The organism is Sinomonas notoginsengisoli (assembly GCF_021554725.1).
Lineage (GTDB): Bacteria > Actinomycetota > Actinomycetes > Actinomycetales > Micrococcaceae > Sinomonas > Sinomonas notoginsengisoli.
Genome location: NZ_JAIZDP010000005.1, coordinates 142,676 through 163,779 on the forward strand (window position 1 = coordinate 142,676; position 21,104 = coordinate 163,779).

At 69.0% G+C, this 21,104-nt stretch carries 21 protein-coding genes and 1 tRNA gene; 16 read left to right on the forward strand and 6 right to left on the reverse strand.

The window, feature by feature from the left end:
- The first annotated feature begins 46 nt into the window (after positions 1-46).
- The 5 genes from LF262_RS10620 to LF262_RS10640 all read left to right on the forward strand — a co-directional run bounded on the left by LF262_RS10620 (position 47) and on the right by LF262_RS10640 (position 4,422).
- The gene (locus tag LF262_RS10620) at positions 47-688 is read left to right on the forward strand and encodes a CDP-alcohol phosphatidyltransferase family protein (RefSeq protein ID WP_235780322.1); all 642 of its coding nucleotides are present in this window, start codon (positions 47-49) and stop codon (positions 686-688) included.
- The gene (locus LF262_RS10625; protein ID WP_235780323.1) at positions 688-1,623 is read left to right on the forward strand and encodes a DMT family transporter; all 936 of its coding nucleotides are present in this window, start codon (positions 688-690) and stop codon (positions 1,621-1,623) included. The genes LF262_RS10620 and LF262_RS10625 overlap by 1 nt, the downstream gene beginning before the upstream one ends.
- A gap of 65 nt (positions 1,624-1,688) precedes the next feature.
- Positions 1,689-2,900 carry a glycosyltransferase gene (locus LF262_RS10630; protein ID WP_235780325.1) on the forward strand — a complete coding sequence of 404 codons (1,212 nt, stop codon included), beginning with the start codon at positions 1,689-1,691 and terminating at the stop codon, positions 2,898-2,900.
- Between the two features lie 117 nt (positions 2,901-3,017).
- Positions 3,018-3,091, forward strand: a tRNA-Ile gene (locus tag LF262_RS10635).
- Between the two features lie 140 nt (positions 3,092-3,231).
- Positions 3,232-4,422: an acyl-CoA dehydrogenase family protein gene (locus LF262_RS10640; RefSeq protein WP_235780326.1), complete on the forward strand. Its 1,191-nt coding sequence runs from the start codon at positions 3,232-3,234 to the stop codon at positions 4,420-4,422.
- A 23-nt stretch (positions 4,423-4,445) separates the two neighbouring features.
- Here the strand turns inward: LF262_RS10640 and LF262_RS10645 are convergent, their stop codons facing one another.
- On the reverse strand, positions 4,446-5,009 hold the full coding sequence (locus LF262_RS10645; RefSeq protein ID WP_235780327.1) for a M23 family metallopeptidase: 564 nt from the start codon (positions 5,007-5,009) through the stop codon (positions 4,446-4,448).
- Between the two features lie 473 nt (positions 5,010-5,482).
- Between LF262_RS10645 and rpsB the strand changes: the two genes are divergently transcribed.
- The 6 genes from rpsB to LF262_RS10675 all read left to right on the forward strand — a co-directional run bounded on the left by rpsB (position 5,483) and on the right by LF262_RS10675 (position 10,583).
- The gene (gene rpsB / locus LF262_RS10650; RefSeq protein WP_235780328.1) at positions 5,483-6,436 is read left to right on the forward strand and encodes a 30S ribosomal protein S2; all 954 of its coding nucleotides are present in this window, start codon (positions 5,483-5,485) and stop codon (positions 6,434-6,436) included.
- A gap of 129 nt (positions 6,437-6,565) precedes the next feature.
- Positions 6,566-7,402 (forward strand): translation elongation factor Ts, encoded by an 837-nt coding sequence (gene tsf / locus LF262_RS10655; RefSeq protein WP_235780329.1) that lies wholly within the window; start codon positions 6,566-6,568, stop codon positions 7,400-7,402.
- A gap of 116 nt (positions 7,403-7,518) precedes the next feature.
- Positions 7,519-8,301: a UMP kinase gene (gene pyrH / locus LF262_RS10660; RefSeq protein WP_235780330.1), complete on the forward strand. Its 783-nt coding sequence runs from the start codon at positions 7,519-7,521 to the stop codon at positions 8,299-8,301.
- Positions 8,302-8,424: 123 nt separating this feature from the next.
- A complete protein-coding gene (gene frr / locus LF262_RS10665; protein WP_235780331.1) occupies positions 8,425-8,982 on the forward strand; it encodes a ribosome recycling factor in 558 nt (185 codons plus the stop codon).
- Positions 8,982-9,944: a phosphatidate cytidylyltransferase gene (locus LF262_RS10670; protein ID WP_235780332.1), complete on the forward strand. Its 963-nt coding sequence runs from the start codon at positions 8,982-8,984 to the stop codon at positions 9,942-9,944. Before frr ends, LF262_RS10670 begins: the two co-directional genes overlap by 1 nt.
- A gap of 45 nt (positions 9,945-9,989) precedes the next feature.
- Complete coding sequence (locus tag LF262_RS10675) at positions 9,990-10,583, forward strand: DivIVA domain-containing protein (protein WP_372462765.1); 594 nt, start codon at positions 9,990-9,992, stop codon at positions 10,581-10,583.
- A 22-nt stretch (positions 10,584-10,605) separates the two neighbouring features.
- Here LF262_RS10675 and LF262_RS10680 read toward each other — a convergent pair whose 3' ends face one another.
- Genes LF262_RS10680 through LF262_RS10695 form a run of 4 tightly spaced genes read right to left on the reverse strand, consistent with a single transcriptional unit; the run spans position 10,606 to position 14,486 of the window.
- Positions 10,606-12,105 (reverse strand): sodium/solute symporter, encoded by a 1,500-nt coding sequence (locus tag LF262_RS10680; protein ID WP_235780334.1) that lies wholly within the window; start codon positions 12,103-12,105, stop codon positions 10,606-10,608.
- Positions 12,102-12,494 (reverse strand): hypothetical protein, encoded by a 393-nt coding sequence (locus LF262_RS10685; protein ID WP_235780335.1) that lies wholly within the window; start codon positions 12,492-12,494, stop codon positions 12,102-12,104. The genes LF262_RS10680 and LF262_RS10685 overlap by 4 nt, the downstream gene beginning before the upstream one ends.
- A gap of 31 nt (positions 12,495-12,525) precedes the next feature.
- Positions 12,526-13,260 carry a LytR/AlgR family response regulator transcription factor gene (locus LF262_RS10690; protein WP_235780336.1) on the reverse strand — a complete coding sequence of 245 codons (735 nt, stop codon included), beginning with the start codon at positions 13,258-13,260 and terminating at the stop codon, positions 12,526-12,528.
- Between the two features lie 5 nt (positions 13,261-13,265).
- Complete coding sequence (locus LF262_RS10695) at positions 13,266-14,486, reverse strand: sensor histidine kinase (RefSeq protein ID WP_235780337.1); 1,221 nt, start codon at positions 14,484-14,486, stop codon at positions 13,266-13,268.
- Between the two features lie 195 nt (positions 14,487-14,681).
- Here LF262_RS10695 and LF262_RS10700 point away from each other — a divergent pair, with 195 nt between their 5' ends.
- Positions 14,682-15,077: a DUF485 domain-containing protein gene (locus LF262_RS10700; RefSeq protein WP_235780338.1), complete on the forward strand. Its 396-nt coding sequence runs from the start codon at positions 14,682-14,684 to the stop codon at positions 15,075-15,077.
- Entirely contained in the window at positions 15,074-16,678 is a 1,605-nt protein-coding gene (locus LF262_RS10705) for a monocarboxylic acid transporter (RefSeq protein ID WP_235780339.1), read from the forward strand. Before LF262_RS10700 ends, LF262_RS10705 begins: the two co-directional genes overlap by 4 nt.
- A 183-nt stretch (positions 16,679-16,861) precedes the next feature.
- Here LF262_RS10705 and LF262_RS10710 read toward each other — a convergent pair whose 3' ends face one another.
- Positions 16,862-17,338: an Lrp/AsnC family transcriptional regulator gene (locus LF262_RS10710; protein ID WP_235780341.1), complete on the reverse strand. Its 477-nt coding sequence runs from the start codon at positions 17,336-17,338 to the stop codon at positions 16,862-16,864.
- A gap of 166 nt (positions 17,339-17,504) precedes the next feature.
- Between LF262_RS10710 and pdhA the strand changes: the two genes are divergently transcribed.
- From pdhA to LF262_RS10725, 3 genes are read left to right on the forward strand one after another with little or no spacing between them, the layout of a single operon-like run.
- Positions 17,505-18,629 carry a pyruvate dehydrogenase (acetyl-transferring) E1 component subunit alpha gene (gene pdhA / locus LF262_RS10715; protein ID WP_235780342.1) on the forward strand — a complete coding sequence of 375 codons (1,125 nt, stop codon included), beginning with the start codon at positions 17,505-17,507 and terminating at the stop codon, positions 18,627-18,629.
- Positions 18,629-19,648 (forward strand): alpha-ketoacid dehydrogenase subunit beta, encoded by a 1,020-nt coding sequence (locus LF262_RS10720; RefSeq protein ID WP_235780343.1) that lies wholly within the window; start codon positions 18,629-18,631, stop codon positions 19,646-19,648. The genes pdhA and LF262_RS10720 overlap by 1 nt, the downstream gene beginning before the upstream one ends.
- A complete protein-coding gene (locus tag LF262_RS10725) occupies positions 19,645-21,054 on the forward strand; it encodes a dihydrolipoamide acetyltransferase family protein (RefSeq protein ID WP_235780344.1) in 1,410 nt (469 codons plus the stop codon). Before LF262_RS10720 ends, LF262_RS10725 begins: the two co-directional genes overlap by 4 nt.
- Positions 21,055-21,104 lie beyond the last annotated feature (50 nt).

Here is a 21,104-nt window from a genome sequence, read left to right on the forward strand (position 1 = left end):
GCGAACGGGAGTCACGGCTGTGCCGAGGGCATGCGGTGCGGCGACGATGAGGATGTTCAATGCCGGAGCGCGGCCTGGCAACGAGCGGGCCGAGACGAGCGCCGTCCTCACCATGCCCAACGTCATCACGGTCCTGAGGTTCCTCGGCGTACCTCTCTTCATGTGGCTCGTCCTGGCCCAGAAGGAGTACGGCTGGGCGGTGGCCGTCCTCGCCATCATGGGCAGCACCGACTGGGTGGACGGCTACGTGGCCCGACGTCTCGGCCAGGTCTCGGCGCTCGGCCGGGTCCTCGACCCCGCGGCTGACCGGCTGGCTCTCATCGCAGTCGCCCTGACGCTCGTCCTGGGGGGCGTTGTCCAGTGGTGGTACCTCGCCGCGCTGCTCGTCCCCGATCTCGTCCTCGGTACCGCCTCCATGTTCTACTTCCGCAGCCACCCGGATCTCCCGGTATCGAAGATCGGCAAGGTCCGCACCGCGTTCCTGCTCATCGGCACTCCGCTGCTGGTGCTGTCGAAGCTGTCCGTCCCGGGCGCCGCAGGCTACTCGGCCGCGGCCTGGGCGCTTCTCATCCTGGGTCTCATCGGGCATTGGATTGCCGCGGTGAACTACTTCCGGGCCATTGTGGCCAAGGGGCGCCCTGTCCGTGAGACGAGGCTCGGGGACAACGGCAGGGGAGGCGGCCGCTGATGGTGTGGTTCGCTGTCCTGCTTGCCGTGCTCGGCGCATTCTTCCTCGCGATCGGTGCGCAGCGGCAGGGAAGTGCCGTCAAGGCCGACATGGGCGGCCTCGCCCTGAGCTCCCGGGGCTTCGTGCGACTGCTCAGGAACCCGCGGTGGATACTCGGGCTGTCGCTGCTCGTGGCCGGAATGCTGTGCAACACGATCGCCCTCGTCTCGGCGCCGTTGACTGTCATCCAGCCGATCGGGGCGATCGCGCTCGTGATCACCACGGTGGTGAACTCGAGGGACCAGGGCATCACGATCAACCGCGCCACCGTCGTGGCCATCAGCGCGTGCGTGACGGGCTCGGCCCTTTTCGTGCTGCTGGCGGTCAACGCAACCGTGGAGAACCACCACGTTGGGCCCGAGGAGGAGCTCACCATCGTCCTCCTGTTGGCCCTCGCCGTCGGGGTGCTCGGAGGGCTCGCCGTCATGTTCCGCCATCGGCTGAGCGCGTTCGTCTTCATCCTCGGCGCGGGCGTGTTGTTCGGCTTCGTCGCCGTCCTGACGCGCATCATCGGGCGCGACCTCCTCGCCTCGAACGGGCAATTCCTGCTCAATGTCCAGTGGTATTCCGTTGTCGCGATCGTCGCTGCCGGAGCGCTCGGGTCATGGTTCGTCCAGAACGCCTACTCGTCGGGCCCCCCCGACCTCGTCATCGCCGGCCTGACGGTGATCGATCCGATCGTCGGCATTGCGATTGGCATCACCATCCTCGGCGAGCTGCGTCCCGACGTGCCGCCTGTGCTCGCCGTTGCCATGGCCACGGCCGCCGTCATTGCTATCGTGGGGGTCATTGCCCTGTCCCGGCACCACCCGGAGGTCGCGAAGCGGAAGAAGGACGCCGCCCGCGAGCTCCTTGGAGGATCCGGGCCCGATGCACGTTCCCACACCGGCGGCTGATCCATTCCGAGCAGGCCGCTGTGCACGCGGACCGGAACCGCCGGTCCGCCCGACCAGGAGAGCTCGTGACTACGCCTGAACCCGAGACGGACCTGACCAGCAAGCCACTGACTATCCTCATCGGTGCCGACACCTATCCGCCCCACGTCAACGGCGCCGCGCAGTTCGGGTACCGGCTCGCCAAGGGCATGACCGCCCGGGGACACCATGTGCACGTTGCCGCCGTTCGTTCCGACAAGGGAAAGAGCTTCACCGAGGTGCGCCCGGAGGCCATCGTCCACCGCCTCCGTTCCCACTCGGTGCCGACCCACGAGTACTGGCGCATAGTGCTCCCCTGGGAGGTCAAGAAGGAGATCGCGCTCCTGTTCGACCACGTCCAGCCCGACGTGGTGCACATCCAGAGCCACTACATGATCGGCGAGCACGTCCTGTACGAGGCGGTCAAGCGAGGCATCCGGGTGGTCGCGACCAACCATTTCATGCCGGAGAACCTCAACCCCTTCCTGCCGTTCCCGCAGTGGTTCTTGAACATCGTGGGCCGGCAGTCATGGAAGGACATGGGCAAGGTCATGGGCAAGGCGGATGTGGTCACGACGCCGACGCCGCTCGCCGCCCAGGCCATGCGCGACCATGCATTCCTCAGCGAGGTCCTGCCGCTCTCCAACGGGATCGACGTCGCCGCGTACGAGCCTCGGCCGGACGAGGTCATCGAGAGGAATCCCTACCCGACGGTGCTGTTCGCGGGACGGCTCGCGGAGGAAAAGCACGTGGACGTGCTCATCGAGGCGATCGCGAAGATGCCGGCCGAGCTCAATGCCCACCTCGAAATCGTCGGCGGGGGAGAGGTGCGCCCGGCGCTCGAGAGGCTCGTGGACAGCCTGGGCGTGCGCAGCCGGGTTCGCTTCCTGGGACTCGCACCGGACGACGAGCTGCGCCGTGCCTACCTCCGCGCGGACCTGTTCTGCATGCCCGGCACGGCCGAGCTCCAGTCCCTTGTCACGCTCGAGGCAATGAGCGCGTCCACGCCGGTGGTCCTCGCGAACGCGATGGCCCTCCCGCACCTTGTGGCCGACGGCGAGAACGGCTATCTCTTCCGGCCCAATGACAGCGACGACCTGGCGGCCAAGATCACTGCGGTCCTCAGCCTGCCGGCACAGGAGCGCGCCCGCATGGGGGCCGAGAGTCATCGCATGGTCCAGAAGCACGGCATCAAGGCCACGATGGATACGTTCGAGGCGCTCTACCGCGGCGCCGATGCAGGCCCCGAGTCCCTGTAGGGTCCTGCGCACGACGCCGGCCGCTCGCCTCGCGTGCGCCCCACCCCGTGCGCTCGTCTACGATGGTGGAGACCCAGGTGCGGTCCGGTCCCTCGCGGGGCACGTAGCGCGCCCTATGGGGCCTTAGCTCAGCCGGTTAGAGCAGGGGACTCATAATCCCTTGGTCGTGGGTTCAAGTCCCACAGGCCCTACCCACCCGAAGGGGCCGGATCCGTCACGGATCCGGCCCCTTCCGCTGCATCGGCGCTCAAGAGTTGCCCTGCGCGGAACGGGGCGATAAGTTACTGTCCAGTAGTTACTGACGGGTAACAAATCTTCCAGGAGCGTCCCTATGTCCCAGCGCACGTCCAGCAACGGATCCCTGCCCTACGCCGACGGCGACTTCTACTCGTTCGAAGCCCTGCTCTCCGACAAGGAGCGAGACCGCCTGCATGAGGTCCGCGCCTGGCTGGACCGCGAAGTGAGGCCCATCGCCACCGAGTGCTGGAACCGGGCCGAGTTCCCGCACGATCTCGTGCCCAAGCTCGCGGAGCTCGACGTCATGAGCCCAGTGCGCCGGCAAGGCCACTCGAACCTCCTCGCGGGACTCCTCCACGCCGAGTTCACGCGGGCAGATGCGTCTATCGCCACGTTCATGGGCGTGCACGACGGGCTCTTCACCGGCTCGCTCGAGCTCCTCGCCTCCCAGGAGCAGAAGGCCGCGTGGCTGCCCGAGGCGTACGCACTCGAGAAGATCGGTGCGTTCGGCCTCACCGAGCCCCTCGGCGGCTCCGACGTGGCCGGCGGCACCCGGACGACCGCGCGGCGCGACGGGGACGTCTGGGTCCTGAATGGGGCGAAGCGCTGGATCGGGAACGCCACCTTCTCAGACTGGGTCGTGGTCTTCGCACGGGATGAGGCGGACAACCAGGTCAAGGGCTTCCTTGTGGACACGAGCCTGCCGGGCTATCGCGCCACGAGGATCGAGAACAAGATCGCCCTTCGTACCGTGCAGAACGCCGACATCACCCTAGAGAACGTCAGGGTGCCCGCCGACTTCAAGCTCGCACACGCCAACAGCTTCAAGGACACCAACAAGGTCCTCAAGGTGACGCGGCTCGCTGTCGCCTGGCAGGCTGTGGGCCAGCAGCTGGCAGCGTTCGATGTGGCGCGCCGTTACGCCGTGGAGCGCGAGCAGTTCGGCCGCCCGATCGCATCCTTCCAGCTCGTCCAGAACCAGCTCGTGACGATGCTCGGCAACTCCGTCAGCTCCATGGGGATGATGGTGCGCCTCGCCCAGCTCGAGGACGCCGGGCAGGCGCGTGACGAGCAGTCTGCCCTTGCCAAGGCCTTCACCACGGCGCGTATGCGCGAGAGCGTGGCGATCGGGCGCGCCCTCCTCGGAGGGAACGGCATCGTGACCGACTACGGCATGGCGAAGGTCTTCGCCGATGCCGAGGCCATCTACTCCTACGAAGGCACTCACGAGATCAACACCCTCGTCGCCGGCCGTGCCATCACGGGCATATCGGCCATCGCGTGAGAGGTGCTCAGGGTAAGAAGTGCTCACGGCGGACCCGACCACGGCAAGAGCACCGAGGGCCTGCGGTCCTCGATGAACGCGAGCGGGTCGACGTAGTCCTCGCCCCTGCGTACGCCCCAGTGCAGGCAGCGGGCTGTGCCGCAATGGCTGGCATCCGCCCCGAGCGGGGGCGGCGCGAGCGAGCCGATGGGTTCGCCCTTGGTCGCAGCCGCACCCACCGGGAGAAGGGCAGACACGGGCTCAAAACTGCTGCGCAGCCCGTTCTCGTGGTCAACCGTGACCACGGGACGGTCCACGACCCAGCCGCTGAACACCACCGTGCCGGCCTGAGGTGACAGGACCGGTGAGCCGGGTTCCGCATCTAGGTCCACACCCCGGTGTCCCGAGAGCCACGGCCGCTTCGGCGCGTCGAACGGGCGCACGACGGCGGGCCTCGGCTCGAGCGGCCACGTCCACCCGTGTCCGGGCGGGCGTTCCGCCGAGGAGGACTGTGCCGACGCCGGACCCGCACTCCCGGCGGCCAGTGCGGACAGCGCGAGCACGCCGCACAGGATGACGAGCATCAGGATCCGGCGCGGAGCGGTCATGCCCCCAGCGTCGGCGGTGGCGAGCCGCCCCGACAAGGCGACGTCGCCGCTATGTGGACAACGCGCCGTCGTGCGCGCCTCGGTGGGACGCTGTGGAGAGAGCGTTGGCGCGGAGAGCGCCCGCCCAGACGCTCCCCTGTAGTACCGCGCCCCTGTAGTACACTGGGAACCGCGGCTTTTCGAGCCTCCTTTGCTGTGCCAGAATCCGTGGTCCGCCACGCCGGCGCCCGCAGGGAGGGGCGGGAAGCCGACTCCGCGCATCCAGCGCTCGTCCCGTCGACTGCCCAAGCTCAGGCTGGGCCGCGTCGGAATGGGCACTGCCCGCCCATCGGTCCGCACAGCGGTCGGGCGGGGAGGGGATGCCAGGGACGCACGGCCGCCCGGCCGTCGTCGTCAACAACCGTCAACTATGGCAGGGGCAAGGGCCACCACGGATGGCCCTCGTAGCAAGACCTGCCGGAAGGAGCGTCGGCATGCCCGTCGTTACCATGCGCCAGCTGCTCGACAGCGGTGTCCACTTCGGCCACCAGACCCGCCGCTGGAATCCCAAGATGAAGCGCTTCATCCTCACCGAGCGCAACGGCATCTACATCATCGACCTCCAGCAGTCGCTGTCTTTCATCGACCGCGCCTTCGAGTTCGTCAAGGCCACGGTCGCCCACGGCGGTACCGTGCTCTTCGTCGGCACCAAGAAGCAGGCCCAGGAGGCCATCGCCGAGCAGGCCACGCGCGTCGGCCAGCCGTACGTGAACCACCGCTGGCTGGGCGGCATGCTCACCAACTTCTCCACGGTCGCCAAGCGGATCCAGCGTCTCAAGGAGCTTGAGGAGATCGACTTCGAGGACGTGGCCGGTTCGGGCCGCACCAAGAAGGAGCTCCTCATCCTCCAGCGCGAGAAGGACAAGCTCGAGAAGACCCTCGGCGGCATCCGGAACCTCTCCCGGACCCCGTCACTCCTCTGGGTCGTGGACACCAAGAAGGAGCACCTCGCGGTCGACGAGGCCAAGAAGCTCGGCATCCCGGTCGTGGCGATCCTCGACACGAACTGCGATCCCGACGAGGTCGACTTCCCGATCCCGGGCAACGACGACGCGATCCGCTCCGTGAACCTCCTGACCCGCGTCGTGGCCGACGCCGTGGCCGAGGGCCTCATCGCCCGCCAGAACCGCGGTTCGGGTTCCGAGGGTGCGCAGGCCGAGCCGCTGGCCGAGTGGGAGCGCGAGCTCCTCGAGGGCCAGCAGGCCGAGGCGGCCGCTGAGACTCCGGCCCAGGCCCCCGCTGAGGCTCCGGCCCAGGCCCCCGCTGAGGCTCCGGCCCAGGCCCCTGCTGAGGCTGCGGCCGAGGCTGAGGCTTCGGCAGCGGCTCCTGCCGAGGCTGAGGCTCCTGCCGAAGCTGCTGCCGAAGCCCCTACCGAGTCCGCCGAGTAACTCGACTCAAGATCTCGCCGGGACCGGACAGGCGCCCGGGGACCGTCGCGAGGATGGTTCTCCCTTGCACGAGGGGGAGCCATCCTCGCGGCCGGAAGAGAACTGCAGAACAACGACAGAGGGGTTCACATGGCGAACTACACCGCCGCTGACATCAAGGCCCTGCGCGAGCGCACGGGCGCCGGCATGATGGACGTCAAGAAGGCTCTCGACGAGGCCAACGGGGACGCCGAGAAGGCCATCGAGATCATCCGCATCAAGGGCCTCAAGGGCGCGACCAAGCGCGAGGGCCGCTCGACCGCCGAGGGCCTCGTGGCCGCGAAGGTCGAGAATGGCGTCGGCGTCATGGTCGAGGTCAACTGCGAGACCGACTTCGTCGCCAAGTCCGCCAAGTTCATCGAGCTCGCCGACAAGGTGCTCGCGACCGCTGTCGCCTCGGGCGCCTCCGACCTCGAGGCGCTCCTGGGCGCCGACGTCGACGGCAAGCCGCTGAGCGAGTTCGTCGTCGAGGAAGGCGCTGTCCTCGGCGAGAAGGTCGTCGTCCGCCGCCTCGCCCGCATCGAGGGCAAGACCGTCGACGCCTACCTCCACAAGACGTCCAAGGACCTCCCGGCCCAGGTCGGCGTCCTCTTCGCCGTGGACGGCGAAGGCGAGGCCGCCCAGGCCGCAGCCCACGACGTCGCGGTGCACGTGGCCGCCATGGCGCCTAACTACCTCCGCCGTGAGGATGTCCCGGCCGATCTCGTCGAGTCCGAGCGTCGCATCGCCGAGGAGACCGCGAAGGCCGAGGGCAAGCCGGAGGCAGCCTTGACGAAGATCGTCGAGGGTCGCGTGACCGGCTTCTACAAGGGCGAGGTCCTCCTCGACCAGGCGTTCGCCAAGGATGCCAAGAAGTCCGTCGGCAAGGTCCTCACCGAGGCAGGGGTCGAGGCGACGGCGTTCGCCCGCTTCCGCGTCGGAGCCTAGCACTACCCGAAGGGGCGGCCACCTGGCGTGGCCGCCCCTTTGCTGTGACCAGATGCAGGGGCGGCTACTCTAGACGCAGGCTCCCGCACACACGCATGACCCGAGGGGACACACCTATGGAATCCGTACAGACCGCCGACCCCGCCGACCCCTCAGACCTCACCGCATTCGCCCCGGACCCCGTCAGCGCACCCGAGCACAGGCGCCGAGTCCTGCTGAAGCTCTCGGGCGAGGTGTTCGGCGGCGGCACGCTCGGGGTCGACCCGGCCACCGTGCGTGGGGTCGCCGAGCAGATCGCTGCGGCCGTCGACGACGTCGAGATCGCCATCGTCGTGGGCGGCGGCAACTTCTTCCGCGGCGCCGAACTCTCCCTCTCCGGAATGGACCGCTCGCGCGCGGACTACATGGGAATGCTCGGCACAGTCATGAACTGCCTGGCGCTCCAGGACTTCCTCGAGCAGGCAGGCGTGGAGACCCGAGTCCAGAGCGCCATCACGATGGGCCAGATCGCGGAGGCCTACATTCCACGCCGGGCCATTCGCCACATGGAGAAGGGCCGGGTCGTGATCTTCGGTGCCGGGGCTGGGCTGCCGTACTTCTCGACCGACACGGTGGCGGCGCAGCGCGCACTCGAAGTGCATGCCGACGTCGTGCTCATGGCCAAGAGCGGGGTGGACGGCGTGTACACCGCGGACCCCAAGAAGGATCCCAGCGCCCAGAAGCTTGAGCACCTCACGTACGATGAGGCACTGCGGCGGGACATCCGGGTCATGGACCAGACCGCCATGACCATGTGCAAGGACAACCGCCTCGAGATGGTCGTGTTCGGCATGGAGGGCAAGGGCAACGTCACGAAGGCGATCCGCGGCGACCGCCTCGGCACGCGTGTGACCGTCTGAGGGCGCAGCACATGCGGCTAGGATGTTCCTAGTCCCGCGGCCCCGGCCGGGCGCCCGGCGCGGCCAGCTGCGTCGGCCGGTCCAGAACTACGAAGCTTCAACGAAGCCCACAAGGAGTGCGACGTGATCGAAGAGACCCTGCTCGAGGCCACCGACAAGATGGAGAAGGCCGTCGAGGTGGCCAAGGAGGACTTCGCGTCGATTCGGACGGGCCGCGCCAACCCCGCACTGTACGCCAAGGTGATGGTGGACTACTACGGCACCCCCACGCCGCTCCAGCAGCTCGCCTCGTTCCAGGTCTCCGATGCTCGCACCATCCTCATCACGCCGTATGACAAGAGCGCCCTGCGCGACGTCGAGAAGGCGCTGAGCGATTCTGAGGTGGGCGCCAACCCGTCCAACGACGGCAACGTGATCCGGGTTGTCCTGCCTGAGCTCACGCAAGAGCGCCGCAAGGAGTACGTGAAGGTCGTCAAGGGCAAGGGCGAGGACGCGAAGGTCTCGATCCGCAGCATCCGCCGCAAGGCGAAGGAGTCGCTCGACAAGCTCGTCAAGGACGGCGAGGTCGGAGAGGACGACGGCGCGCGGGGCGAGAAGGAGCTCGACTCCCTGACCAAGAAGCACGTCGAGGCCGTTGACGAGCTGGTCAAGCGCAAGGAAGCCGAGCTTCTCGAAGTCTGATGAGCACGCCCCAGCCCGACGTGCCGCATACGGGAGGCGAATCCCCGAGCGCCCCGGCGCCGGGGGAGGCCGGTCCCGGTCAACGCCGAGACCGCAGGTCCCCGGGGTCCTCGCGGGTTGGCCGCAACCTACCCGCCGCGATCTCAGTAGGGCTCTCCCTGCTCGCGGTGCTCCTGGCCGGGCTCTTCCTGTGGCCGATGGGCTTCGTGCTCATCGCGGTGGCCGCGGCGATCCTCGGCGTGTGGGAGGTGTTCCGGGCCCTCGAGGCCCACGGCACCCGAGTTCCCGTCGTGCCGATCCTCGGCGCGGCGGTCGCGATTCCCGCGACGGCGTACTTCGCCGGCCAGGAGGCCCAGCTGTTCGCGCTCCTGGCCAGCTGCGCGGCGGTGCTGCTCTGGCAGAGCCTCGAGCACCCCGACGGCGCCGCCAGGAGCGTCTTCGCCGGGGTGTTCCTGGTCCTGTGGGTCCCGTTCCTGATCGGCTACGCCGTCCTGCCGCTCCACGCTTCCGCATCGCCACCGGGCCTCGGGCTGTGGCCCGGCGGGACGGTACCCTCCGCGACGCTCGAGCTCGTGCTCACGCTCCTGCTGGTCGTGGCCAACGACACGTTCGGCTACATCGTCGGAGCGAGCCTGGGCAAGCATCCGATGGCCCCGAAGATCAGCCCCAAGAAGTCGTGGGAGGGTTTCGCGGGGTCGGTGGCGGGAGCGATGGTCGTTGGCGTGCTGGGCGCGGTCTTCCTGCTCGGGCGGCCCTGGTGGGTAGGTGTCGTGCTCGCAGTCGTCATGGTCGGCGCGGCGACTGCGGGAGACCTCGCCGAGTCGATGGTCAAGCGCGAGCTCGGCATCAAGGACATGAGCAGTATCCTCCCGGGGCACGGTGGCATGATGGACCGGCTGGACTCGATACTGTTCGCGACGCCCGCCGCCTACCTCGTCTTCAATCTCCTGGCGGGTACTTAGCTGTGGTCTAAGGCTTGGAGGCGTCGATGATCGACTTTCGGATGGATGAGAGGACGCGTACACGTGGCCCACACTGAGGACAGCGCTGCGGCAGGATTCGACCGAGTAGGACGCGGCGACCTGGGCTACAGCCCCAAACAGGTGGAGAAGTTTCTCAGCGCGGCCCGGGCCTACCTCGAGGATCCGTCGGTACCGACCGTGACGAGCCACCAGGTCCGCACGGTCTCATTCGACGCCGTACGCGGCGGTTACGACGCGAACGAGGTCGACGCCGCGCTGGACCGTCTCGAGGACGCGTTCGCGCGCCGCGAGCGGGACGACCTCATCCAGCGCTCGGGCGAGGATGCTTGGCTGCGGGAGATCGGCCAGCTCGCCGGGGTCCTCCGCGGCCGCCTCGTACGGCCGGACGGAGAGCGGTTCCGCCGTCCGTCCAGTCAGAAGGCCCCCAGCTACCACGTCCAGGACGTCGATTCGCTGTGCGTGCGTCTCCTCGAGTACCTCGAGCATGGCTCGCCACTGCGCGCGGATGAGGTCCGCACCGCCGTCTTCCGTACCGTCAGCGGGCCGGAGGGCTACGAGGAGACCCAGGTGGACGCCTTCCTTGACCGGGTTGTCGAGCTCATGGCAGCGATCGACTGACGCACGAGCGCGCGCGGCGTCCTCAGTCCCGCGGTTCGGGCGAGTGCAGCCGCACGAGGAAGCGGTCTGCGCCGCGCGGCACTGTCCCGCCGCTGGCCCGCGAGACGAGCAACATCGCCGCGAAGGCGAGCGGGACGGTCCACGCGGCCGGCTGGGCGCACGCCACTGCCAGGAAGGAGTGCTGGACCGCTTCTCCCAACGCTCCCGAGGCAATCAGGGCGGACGCGATGAGCGCCCCACCGCACGCGAGGGCGCCCGCGACCATCCCGGCGACCGCCCCCGCGGGCGTCAGCCCGCGCCACCATATGCCCAGCACGAGGAGGGGGCAGATGGTCGATGCAGTGAACGCGAACACGAGCCCGACGCTCCCAGCAAGGGCTTGAGGGCCGACCCCGAGCGCCAACGAGAAGGGCACGAGTGCCGACAGGGCGGCTGAGACGCGGAATCCCCGCACACTCCCGCTGAACAGCTCCTGGCTGATCACGCCCGCAACGGAGACCAGCAGCCCGGAAGTCGTCGAGAGGAAGGCAGCCATCGCTCCTGCGAGCACGAGGGCGGAGAGCGCGGTGCCGAGCGGTCCGGCCAAGAGGCGCTCTGGCAGGAGGATCGCGAGGGCGTCGCCTTGGCTTGCCAGGTCAGGCGCTGCGAGACGGCCGATCGCGCCGAAGGCGGTCGGGAACAGGTAGAACACGGACAGCAGGCCCAGCACGATCACGGTCGTCCGGCGGGCGGTCCGGCCGTCCGGGTTGGTGTAGAAGCGTACGAGGACATGCGGCAGCCCGAGCGTCCCGAAGAGCAGGGCGAGCAGCAGCGAGAAGGTGCGGTATCCGCCGTCGGGCGCCCCCAGTGAGCCCGCAGGAAGCTCGGGTCCGGATCCTGCCGTGACGGCTCCGGCGAGGTCAGGGACGCCGCGCCCTGCGAGGAGCAGGACCAGGAACACGGCCGGAACGGCGAGGGAAGCGAGCTTGAGCCAGAACTGGAAGGCTTGGACGAAGGTGATCGACCGCATTCCGCCAAGCATGACGGCGAGAACGACGACGACGATCACGGCCGCCGAGCCGGCCCAGCCGGGCAGTCCGGTGGTGATCCGGACCGCCAGGGCCGCCCCCTGCAGCTGCGGGATGATGTACAGCCATCCGATGAGGATCACCAGGACGCTCGTGGTGCGGCGGGCGGCCAGCGATCCGAGCCTCGCGGCGGTGAAGTCCGGTATCGTGTAGGCCCCTGAGCGCCGCAGAGGGGCGGCGACGAACAGCAGCAGCATGAGGAATCCCGCCGTGTACCCCACCGGGTACCAGAGGGCGTTGGAGCCGCTGATCATGATGAGGCCGGCGACCCCGAGGAAGCTTGCCGCGGAGAGGTACTCGCCGCCGATAGCCGAGGCGTTCCACCAGGGTGGCACGGTGCGGGAGGCGACGTAGAAGTCGCCGGTGGTGCGCGAGATCCGCAGCCCGTAGAACCCGACGAGGACGGTGGCAACCGCTACGACGACGAGCGCCGTCAGGCCGATCGCCGGGGTCACGGACGATCCCTCAGAAGGTCCGCGTACCGCTGCTCGTTGCGTGTCGCCGCCCGGTAGTAGGCGATGGCAGCGACCACCGCGGCGGGGTAGGGCAGGACGCCGATGAGCAGCCACCCCAGTGGGACCCCTGGCAGCCAGGGAAGGTCTCCGCCGAGCTCGGACAGGGCCCAGAGGGCTGCCACGGCAGTGAGGAAGGCGCCGGCGACGAGGGCCGCGAGGCGCAGCTGGGAGCGCAGGAGCGAGCGCAGGACCACGGTTCCGAGCTCCGACTGCTCAGCAACCTCCCGCGAGAGCGACGGGGTGCGCGGGGCGCGGGCCGCGCTGGAGAGCGGGGCAGTCACGCGCACGCGCTTCGACCGGTCGACGCGGCGCTCGCCGCCGCCCTCCATCAAGGCGCGGCTCCGTACGCGGCAGTGCGTCTCATGGCAGCGGGCGGATCCGGTTCGCTGCGAGCCGTTCGCGCAGTCCTGGCAGGAGACGCCTGCTGACGGGCAGCTCGCTCCCGCCGGCGAGGACCGAGGGCTGGGGGCCGCCGAGCCGCAGCTGCTGGACCGCGTCCATGGCCACGAGATACGAGCGGTGGATGCGCACGAACCCGGCGGGACCCCACTGCCGTTCCAAGTCCGTGAGCGGGACCCGCACCAAATACGAGCCCTCGGGGGTGTGCAGGCGCGCGTAGTCGCCCTGAGCCTGGACGAAGGCGACGTCATCCCGGCGGATCATGCGCGTCACGCCGCCCTGCTCCACGGTGATCACCTCGGGTGCCGTTTCCGTGGCGGCCCCGCGGCTGCCCTCGCGTGCCTCGGCGATCCGCCCGACGCAGCGTTCGAGGCGCTCGGGCCGGACAGGCTTGAGGAGGTAGTCGACCGCGGCGAGGTCGAAGGCCTCAAGGGCGTGGTCCTCGTCCGCGGTGACGAACACGACCGCGGGCGGCGCCGCGAAGCGGGCGATGACCCGGGCGAGCTCGAGGCCGGTGAGCCCGGGCATGTGGATGTCCAGGAAGATCGCGTCGACGTCCTCGCGCTCGAGGATCTTCAGCGCCTCGGTTCCCGAGGTGGCCGTGTGGACCGCACCGATGCGGTCGTCCCGGCCCAGGAGATACGAGAGCTCCTGGACCGCGGGAAGCTCGTCGTCGACGACGAGGGCGGTGATCATGCGCCTCAGTTTACTGGCGGAAGCACGTCATGCTGAGGCTGCGACTTGGGAATGCGCATGGTGACGAGCGTGCCTTCCCCGGGGGCGGTCTCCACGACGAGGCCATGGTCGTCGCCGTAGACCTGGCGGAGCCTCGCGTCGACGTTGCGGAGGCCCACGTGGACCCCACCGGCATGGCCCGCGAGGACTTCGCGCAGCCGCTCTGGGTCCATGCCTGCGCCGTCATCCTCGATCCGGACGATTGCCTCGTGGGTGCTGTCCTCGGCGGTGATGCTGATGCGGCCCGCGCCCTCGCGGGCTTCGAGACCGTGCCGCACGGCGTTCTCGACGAGGGGCTGCAGGCTCAGGAACGGAATCAGGATGCCGAGCACCTCGGGCGCGATGCGCAGGCTCACCTGGAGCCGTTCGCCGAACCGCGCCCGTTCGAGGAGGAGGTACTGGTCGATGCTCCTGAGCTCCTCCGCCAGCGTGGTGAAGTCGCCGTGCCGGCGGAACGAGTACCGCGTGAAGTCGGCGAACTCGACCACGAGCTCCCTGGCCCGCGCGGGGTCGGTGAGGATGTACGAGGCGATCGCGTTGAGCGAGTTGTAGATGAAGTGCGGGCTGATCTGGGCCCGCAGCGCCCGCACCTCCGCCTCCATGAGCAGAGTGCGCGAGCGGTCCAGCTCGGCCAGCTCGGCCTGGGTTGCGACCCACTCGGCCACCTCGCCTGTCGCACGGACGAGCCCCGCTCCGGCCGAGGGAGAGAAGGCGATGACGGTGCCGATCACGCGCGCCCCTGCGCGGACCGGCGCGATGACGGCTCCGCGCAGCCGGCACTCCGGCTCGGTGCAGCCCGTCTCAGCACACTCCAGCTCGGATTCGTCCGCCACACGGGCCCGGCCCTGTGCGAGGGTCGTGGCCGCAAGCGCCATGGCCGTTCCTGCGTGGGCCGGACTCTCCCCGTCCCATGCGAGCAGCCGGGAGTCGTCCGTGAGGGCAAGCGCGGGCGCGCCGAGCATCGAGCGGAGATGGTGGGCGGCCTTCGCCGCACCGGCTGGCTCGAGGCCGCCCCGCAGGTACCGCCCTGCCTGCGCCGCTGAGTGCAGGATCGTGTAGCTGGCGCGCTCGGCATCGCTGCCGAAGTCCCGCCGAGAGCTCCACATCCTCCAGGCACCTGCCCCCACGGCCACCCCCGTCACGAGCACCAGGGCAAGGACGGCGAAGGTGAGGACGTCAGGCGGCATGCTGACAGGCTAACGGCAGGGGGCGGCGTCGTGTCAGGGCGTGCCGCTCGGCGTGGGTTGCGCGCCGTTCGGCGCAGGGAGACGTCCGTTCAGCGACGGGGTGCCCTGAGCGCTGGAACTTGCGCCTTGCGGACCGCGAGAGTGATGTGCATCACTCATTCGCCGGGGTAGGGCCCGGCACGTTACGGAGGACCCATGGCCAACGACGCCTCCCGGGACGCGACGGCCGCCTCGGCCGCGCACCCGGACTTCCAGCTGGTCCAGGCCAGTGAAGAGTTCCGCGAACTGCGCAAGAGCCACCGCAGCTTCGTGTTCCCGATCGCCGGAGCGTTCCTGCTCTGGTACTTCCTGTACGTTCTGCTCGCCGACTATGCGCACGACTTCATGTCGATCAAGCTGTTCGGCAACATCACAGTGGGCCTCGTGCTCGGCCTGCTCCAGTTCGTGAGCACCTTCGGGATTACCGCGTGGTACGTCCACCATGCCAACAAGAACCTCGATCCGGCTGCCGAGGCGATCCGCGGCGAGATCGAGCAGCACGACTTCGATGGGGCCGCATCCCGCCGCGATGCCGATGGGAGCGCCCGATGAACCTCGCCGCCAACCTCCAGAGCACCACGTGGCTCAACATGACGATCTTCGGCGTGTTCGTGGCCGTCACGATCGTGATCGTGCTCCGTGCGAGCAAGAACAACAAGACCGCCGCCGACTACTACGCGGGCGGACGCTCGTTCACCGGCGGCCAGAACGGCACGGCGATCGCAGGAGACTACCTCTCCGCGGCCTCATTCCTCGGCATCACGGGCGCGATCGCGGTCAATGGCTATGACGGATTCCTCTACTCGATCGGGTTCCTCGTGGCGTGGCTTGTCGCACTCCTGCTCGTCGCCGAGCTCCTGCGCAACACCGGCAAGTTCACCATGGCGGACGTCCTCTCGTTCCGGCTGCGGGAGAAGCCGGTGCGCATCGCGGCCGCGATCTCGACCCTCGCCGTGTGCTTCTTCTACCTCTTGGCCCAGATGGCCGGAGCCGGCGCACTCATCGCGCTCCTCCTGGGCATCTCGGACTGGGCGGGCCAGGCGATCGTCATCACCGTGGTCGGCGCCCTCATGATCACGTACGTGCTCCTCGGCGGGATGAAGGGCACCACCTGGGTGCAGATCATCAAGGCCGTCCTGCTCATCATCGGCGCGTTCGCCATGACCATCTGGGTCCTCGCAATCAACGGCTTCAACCTCTCGGCCCTGCTGGGCAGCGCTGTCGAGACGGCCGGTGCGGGCGGCGAGAAGCTCCTCAACCCGGGCCTGCAGTACGGCAAGAGCGATACGTCCAAGCTCGACTTCGTCTCCCTCGGCCTGGCCCTCGTGCTCGGCACTGCCGCCCTGCCGCACGTGCTCATGCGCTTCTACACCGTTCCCACGGCCAAGGAGGCCCGCAAGTCAGTCGTGTGGGCCATCTGGCTCATCGGCGCGTTCTACCTCTTCACCCTCGTGCTCGGCTACGGCGCGGCTGCCCTCATCGGCGCGGACGCGATCAAGGCCGCTCCCGGCGGTGTGAACTCGGCTGCCCCGCTGCTGGCCTTCCAGCTCGGCGGCCCGCTGCTTCTGGGATTCATCTCGGCGGTCGCATTCGCCACGATCCTCGCGGTTGTTGCCGGCCTGACGATCACCGCCGCGGCCTCGTTCGCCCACGACATCTATGCGAACGTCCTCGCCAAGGGCAAGACCACCCCGGCCTCCGAGGTCAAGGTGGCACGGCGCACCGTGGTCGTGATCGGCATCTTCGCGATCGTCGGCGGCATCTTCGCCAACGGCCAGAACGTCGCCTTCCTGGTGGCGCTCGCGTTCGCGGTGGCTGCCTCGGCCAACCTGCCCACGATCCTCTTCTCGCTCTTCTGGAAGAAGTTCACCACCAAGGGTGCGCTCTGGAGCATCTACGGCGGGCTCTCCTCGGCGATCCTGCTTATCGCGTTCTCCCCGGTGGTCTCGGGTTCGAAGACCTCGATGATCCCGAGTGCGAACTTCGCCTGGTTCCCGCTCAGCAATCCCGGCATCGTCTCGATCCCGCTCGCGTTCTTCCTCGGCTGGCTCGGAACGGTCCTGGAGAAGCGCAGCGAGAATGGTGTCAAGCAGGCCGAGATGGAGGTCCGGTCCCTCACGGGCATCGGCGCCGAGAAGGCGGTCACGCACTGACCGACGTCAGCTAGGCCTCCGCGGTAGCGCGCTGGCGTAGCTGCGCACGACGCCGGGCGGCGGCTCCCAGCCGGGGGCCGCCGCCCGCTGTGGTTCCCGCCCCGGCCGGTTCCGGCGCTGCGCAGGCGGGCCGGGCGGCGTCGTGCGCCAGTCCCCGCCGATCCCCAAGCGTGGCCGGTGGCGTCAGGCGGGCGGCCGGGGGCCTCTGGCGAGGAGGGGATCCATCCTGAACGGGATCAGGTCGCCCATGGCGAGGGCAGTGTCCGTCCGCTCGACCCCCTCCACCGCGAGGATCTTGCCGTTGATCCGGAAGAGGTCTTCGGCGTCCACGGCGACCACCCGCAAAAGCAGGTCTGCCGTGCCCGTGAGCCCGTGGCCCTCAAGGACCTCCGGAATCTGGGCGAGTTGGGCCGTGATCTCCGACAGCTTGCGCTGCTGCACGTGGACGGTGATGAACGCCAGGAGTGGGTAACCCAAGGAAGTGGGGTTGATACGCCTGTCGAACGCGAGGAACGCGTGGCCCGCCTCGAGGCGGGCCAGCCGGGCCTGCACCGTGTTGCGGGAGAGACCCAGCTCTTGGGCGAGGGCGACGACAGTGCGCCGCGGATCATGCGTGAGGGCCCGCAGAATCCGGGCGTCGGTGGCGTCCACGACGTGCATGCTGCGCAGACTAGCACGCCAGGCGGGCTCCGTTCTGGGCATCCTGATCACTTTTTCAGGGATTGGTTGTACCCCCTGTGCCTTGTGAGTATGGTCACATTAACCCGGCGGCCTACAGGCCTCCCGAGACCAGAGAGGGATGCGAACCACAGTGTCCACTTACCAGATGTTGACTGGCGACGACGGCTCGCCGATCCAGCTTCTCTCGCCCACCGGCGAACGCCGACACCATGAGCGGTACGACCGCCTCATCGAGGACATCGATCGCGGCGCGCTGGTGGCGCTCTACGAAGACATGGTGGTGGCGCGGCGCATCGACGCCGAGGGCACCGCGCTCCAACGCCAGGGCCAATTGGGCCTGTGGCCCCCGTTCGTCGGCCAGGAGGCGGCCCAGATCGGGTCCGCCCACGCGATCCGCAGCGACGACTTCATCTTCGCCAGCTATCGGGAGATCGCCGTGGCCTACGTGCGCGGGATCCCCGCTCCCGATCTCATGAAGCAGTGGCGCGGCACAGCGAACGCCGGTTGGGACCCGTCCACCTTCAACATGGCCCCCACCCAGGTGGTCATCGGGGCCCAGACGCTGCACGCGGTCGGATACGCGATGGGCGTGCAGTTCGACGGCGCGGAGACCGCCGTCATCACCTACTTCGGCGACGGCGCGACGAGCCAGGGCGACGTGAACGAGTCCATGGTCTTCGCCGCGAGCTTCCAGGCGCCCGTTGTCTTCTTCTGCCAGAACAACCACTGGGCGATCTCGGAGCCGGTGGGCCTGCAGGCACACGTTCCGATCGGCCTGCGCGCCCCCGGCTTCGGGATCCCCAGTGTGCGGGTTGACGGCAACGACGTGCTCGCGTGCCTCGCTGTAACCCGCGAGGCCCTCCAGCGCGCACGTTCTGGAAACGGCCCCTCCTACATCGAGGCCGTGACCTACCGCATGGGGGCGCACACCACGGCGGACGATCCGACGCGGTACAGGGACGCGAACGAGCTCGAGGACTGGAGGAGCCGGGATCCTATCAGCCGCCTCGAGGCGCACCTCGCCGACCTCGGCTTCCTCGACGACGCCCTCCGCGGGCGGGTGGCCGAGAAGGCTGACGCGGTGGCAGCCTCGCTCCGCGAGGCGACGATCAACATGCCGGAGCCCGAACCGCAGGAACTTCTCGAGCACGTCTACGCCGGTCCGCATCCGATCCTCGACCGGCAGTTGGACTACCTCCAGCGCTACCATGCGGGATTCGCGGACGATGCGGCCCACTCCGCAGGCACGCACGCTGAGGGAGGCCACTGATGTCTGACATGACGTTCGCGAAGGCCATCAATTCCGGCCTGCGCAAGGCGATGGAGCGGGACCCGAAGGTCGTGCTCATGGGAGAGGACATCGGCAGGCTGGGCGGGGTCTTCCGCATCACCGACGGACTCCAGAAGGACTTCGGGTCCCACCGCGTCATCGACACGCCCCTCGCCGAGTCCGGGATCATGGGCACGGCGATCGGCATGGCGTTTCGCGGTTACCGCCCGGTGGTCGAGATCCAGTTCGACGGCTTCGTGTACCCGGCGTTCGACCAGATCGTCGCCCAGGTGGCCAAGCTCCACTACCGCACGCGCGGCGCGGTGAAGGTGCCGATCACGCTGCGCCTTCCGTTCGGGGGCGGGATCGGCTCCCCGGAGCACCACTCGGAGTCGCCGGAGGCGTATTTCGCGCACACGGCCGGCCTCCGCGTGGTCACACCGTCCAACCCCCAGGACGCCTACACGATGATCCAGGAGGCGATCGCGTGCGATGACCCCGTGGTGTTCCTCGAGCCGAAGCGCCGGTACCACGACAAGGGCAGCGTGGACGAGGACCTCGTGCCCGACTCGAGCGCCCTCGCGATGGGCTCGGCGCGCGTGGCTGCGGAGGGCTCCGATGTGACCCTCGTGGCCTACGGGCCGATGGTGCGCATCTGCCTCGACGCCGCCGTCGCCGCCGCGGACGAGGGCGTCTCGGTCGAAGTCATCGACCTCCGGTCCCTCTCGCCCGTGGACTACGGGCCCCTCGAGAGGTCGGTGAAGAAGACCGGTCGCCTCGTCGTTGCCCATGAGGCATCGAGGACCCTCGGCCTCGGAGCCGAGCTCGCCGCCGAGATCACCGAGCGCTGCTTCTACCACCTCGAGCACGCGCCCGTGCGTGTCACCGGCTTCGACGTGCCGTACCCGCCGTCCAAGCTCGAGTTCCACCACCTGCCGGATCTCGACCGGGTCCTGGATGGCGTGGACCGCGCGCTGGACCGCCCCAATTCGATGAGCGGCACCGAGGAAGACGCATGAGCGCGGCAGCCGTGGACCCGACGCCGGAGACCGTGACCCGCACGTTCCTGCTGCCCGACCTCGGCGAGGGCCTCACCGAGTCCGAGATCGTCGCGTGGCGTGTCTCGGTGGGTGACGCGGTCACCCTGAACCAGGTGATCGGTGAGGTGGAGACGGCCAAGGCTGTCGTGGAGCTTCCCAGCCCTTACACCGGCAGGGTCACGGCTCTGCTCGCCGAGCCTGGCGATGTGGTGGCCGTCGGTGCGCCGGTCGCCGAGTTCGAGGTAGCGGACGACGCCGCCCGGCCGCCCACCGCGTCCGGGCCGCCATCCGACGTGGGAACCGCCAAGGCCGCCAGCGCGCCATCACAGCGGCAGGCGACGCTTGTGGGCTATGGCGCGATGCCGGAGAGCGGCGCCCGGCCAGCCCGCCGCGCCCGCGCATGGGCGGGTGCCGAGCCGCGGGTGGTCGAGGGCGGCGGAGGGGCGCGGACCCGCGACGCGTCAGCGGAGCGTCAGTCCTCGGCGGCTGCCGAGCGCCCCCGATCCACGCCTCCCGTGCGCAAGCTCGCGAAGGACCTCGGCGTGGACCTCGCCGCGGTCAGCGGTTCGGGCGTGCGAGGGCTTATCACCCGGGCTGACGTGCTCGCCTCGAGTGGAAGCCTTTCCGCCCCCGAGGCAGCGCCCCCGGCGGGTGCCCCGACCGCGTTGGAGGGGGGCGGCGTCGCGCGCGAGACACGAACGCCGATCAAGGGGGTGCGCAAGGCCACCGCGGCGGCCATGGTCGCGAGCGCCTTCACTGCTCCGCACGCGAGCGAGTTCCTCACCGTCGACGTCACGCCGGCGATGGAGCTGATCGGCCGGCTCACGTCCAACAGGGCGTTCGCCGGGCTCAAGGTCACTCCGCTCACGCTTGTGGCGAAGGCACTGCTGATCGCGCTCACTCGGAACCCGACGCTCAACTCCCGTTGGGACGAGGACGCACAGGAGATCGTGCAGTACCACTACGTGAATTTGGGGATCGCGGCCGCGACGCCGCGCGGGCTCATCGTGCCGAACCTCAAGGACGCGCAGGACCTCTCGCTCGCCGGGCTCGCCGAAGCGATCGCGCAGCTCGCGCAGACGGCGAGGGACGGCCACACGAACCAGACGGAGCTTTCTGGGGGCACCATCTCGATCACCAACATCGGAGTGTTCGGCATCGACGCCGGGACCCCAATCCTCAGCCCCGGCGAGGCGGCGATCCTCGCGATGGGCCAGGTACGGCGGCTCCCGTGGGAGCACGCCGGGGAGGTCGCGCTGCGACAGGTGATGACGCTCTCGCTCTCGTTCGACCATCGCCTTGTGGACGGAGAGCAGGCCTCACGGTTCCTCGCCGACGTGGGGGCCATACTGGCCGATCCGGGGATGGTCCTCACCATGGTCTGAGGCGGTCGAAGACCCCGAAACGCTCCGCTCGAGATCCTCAAAGCCTCCCG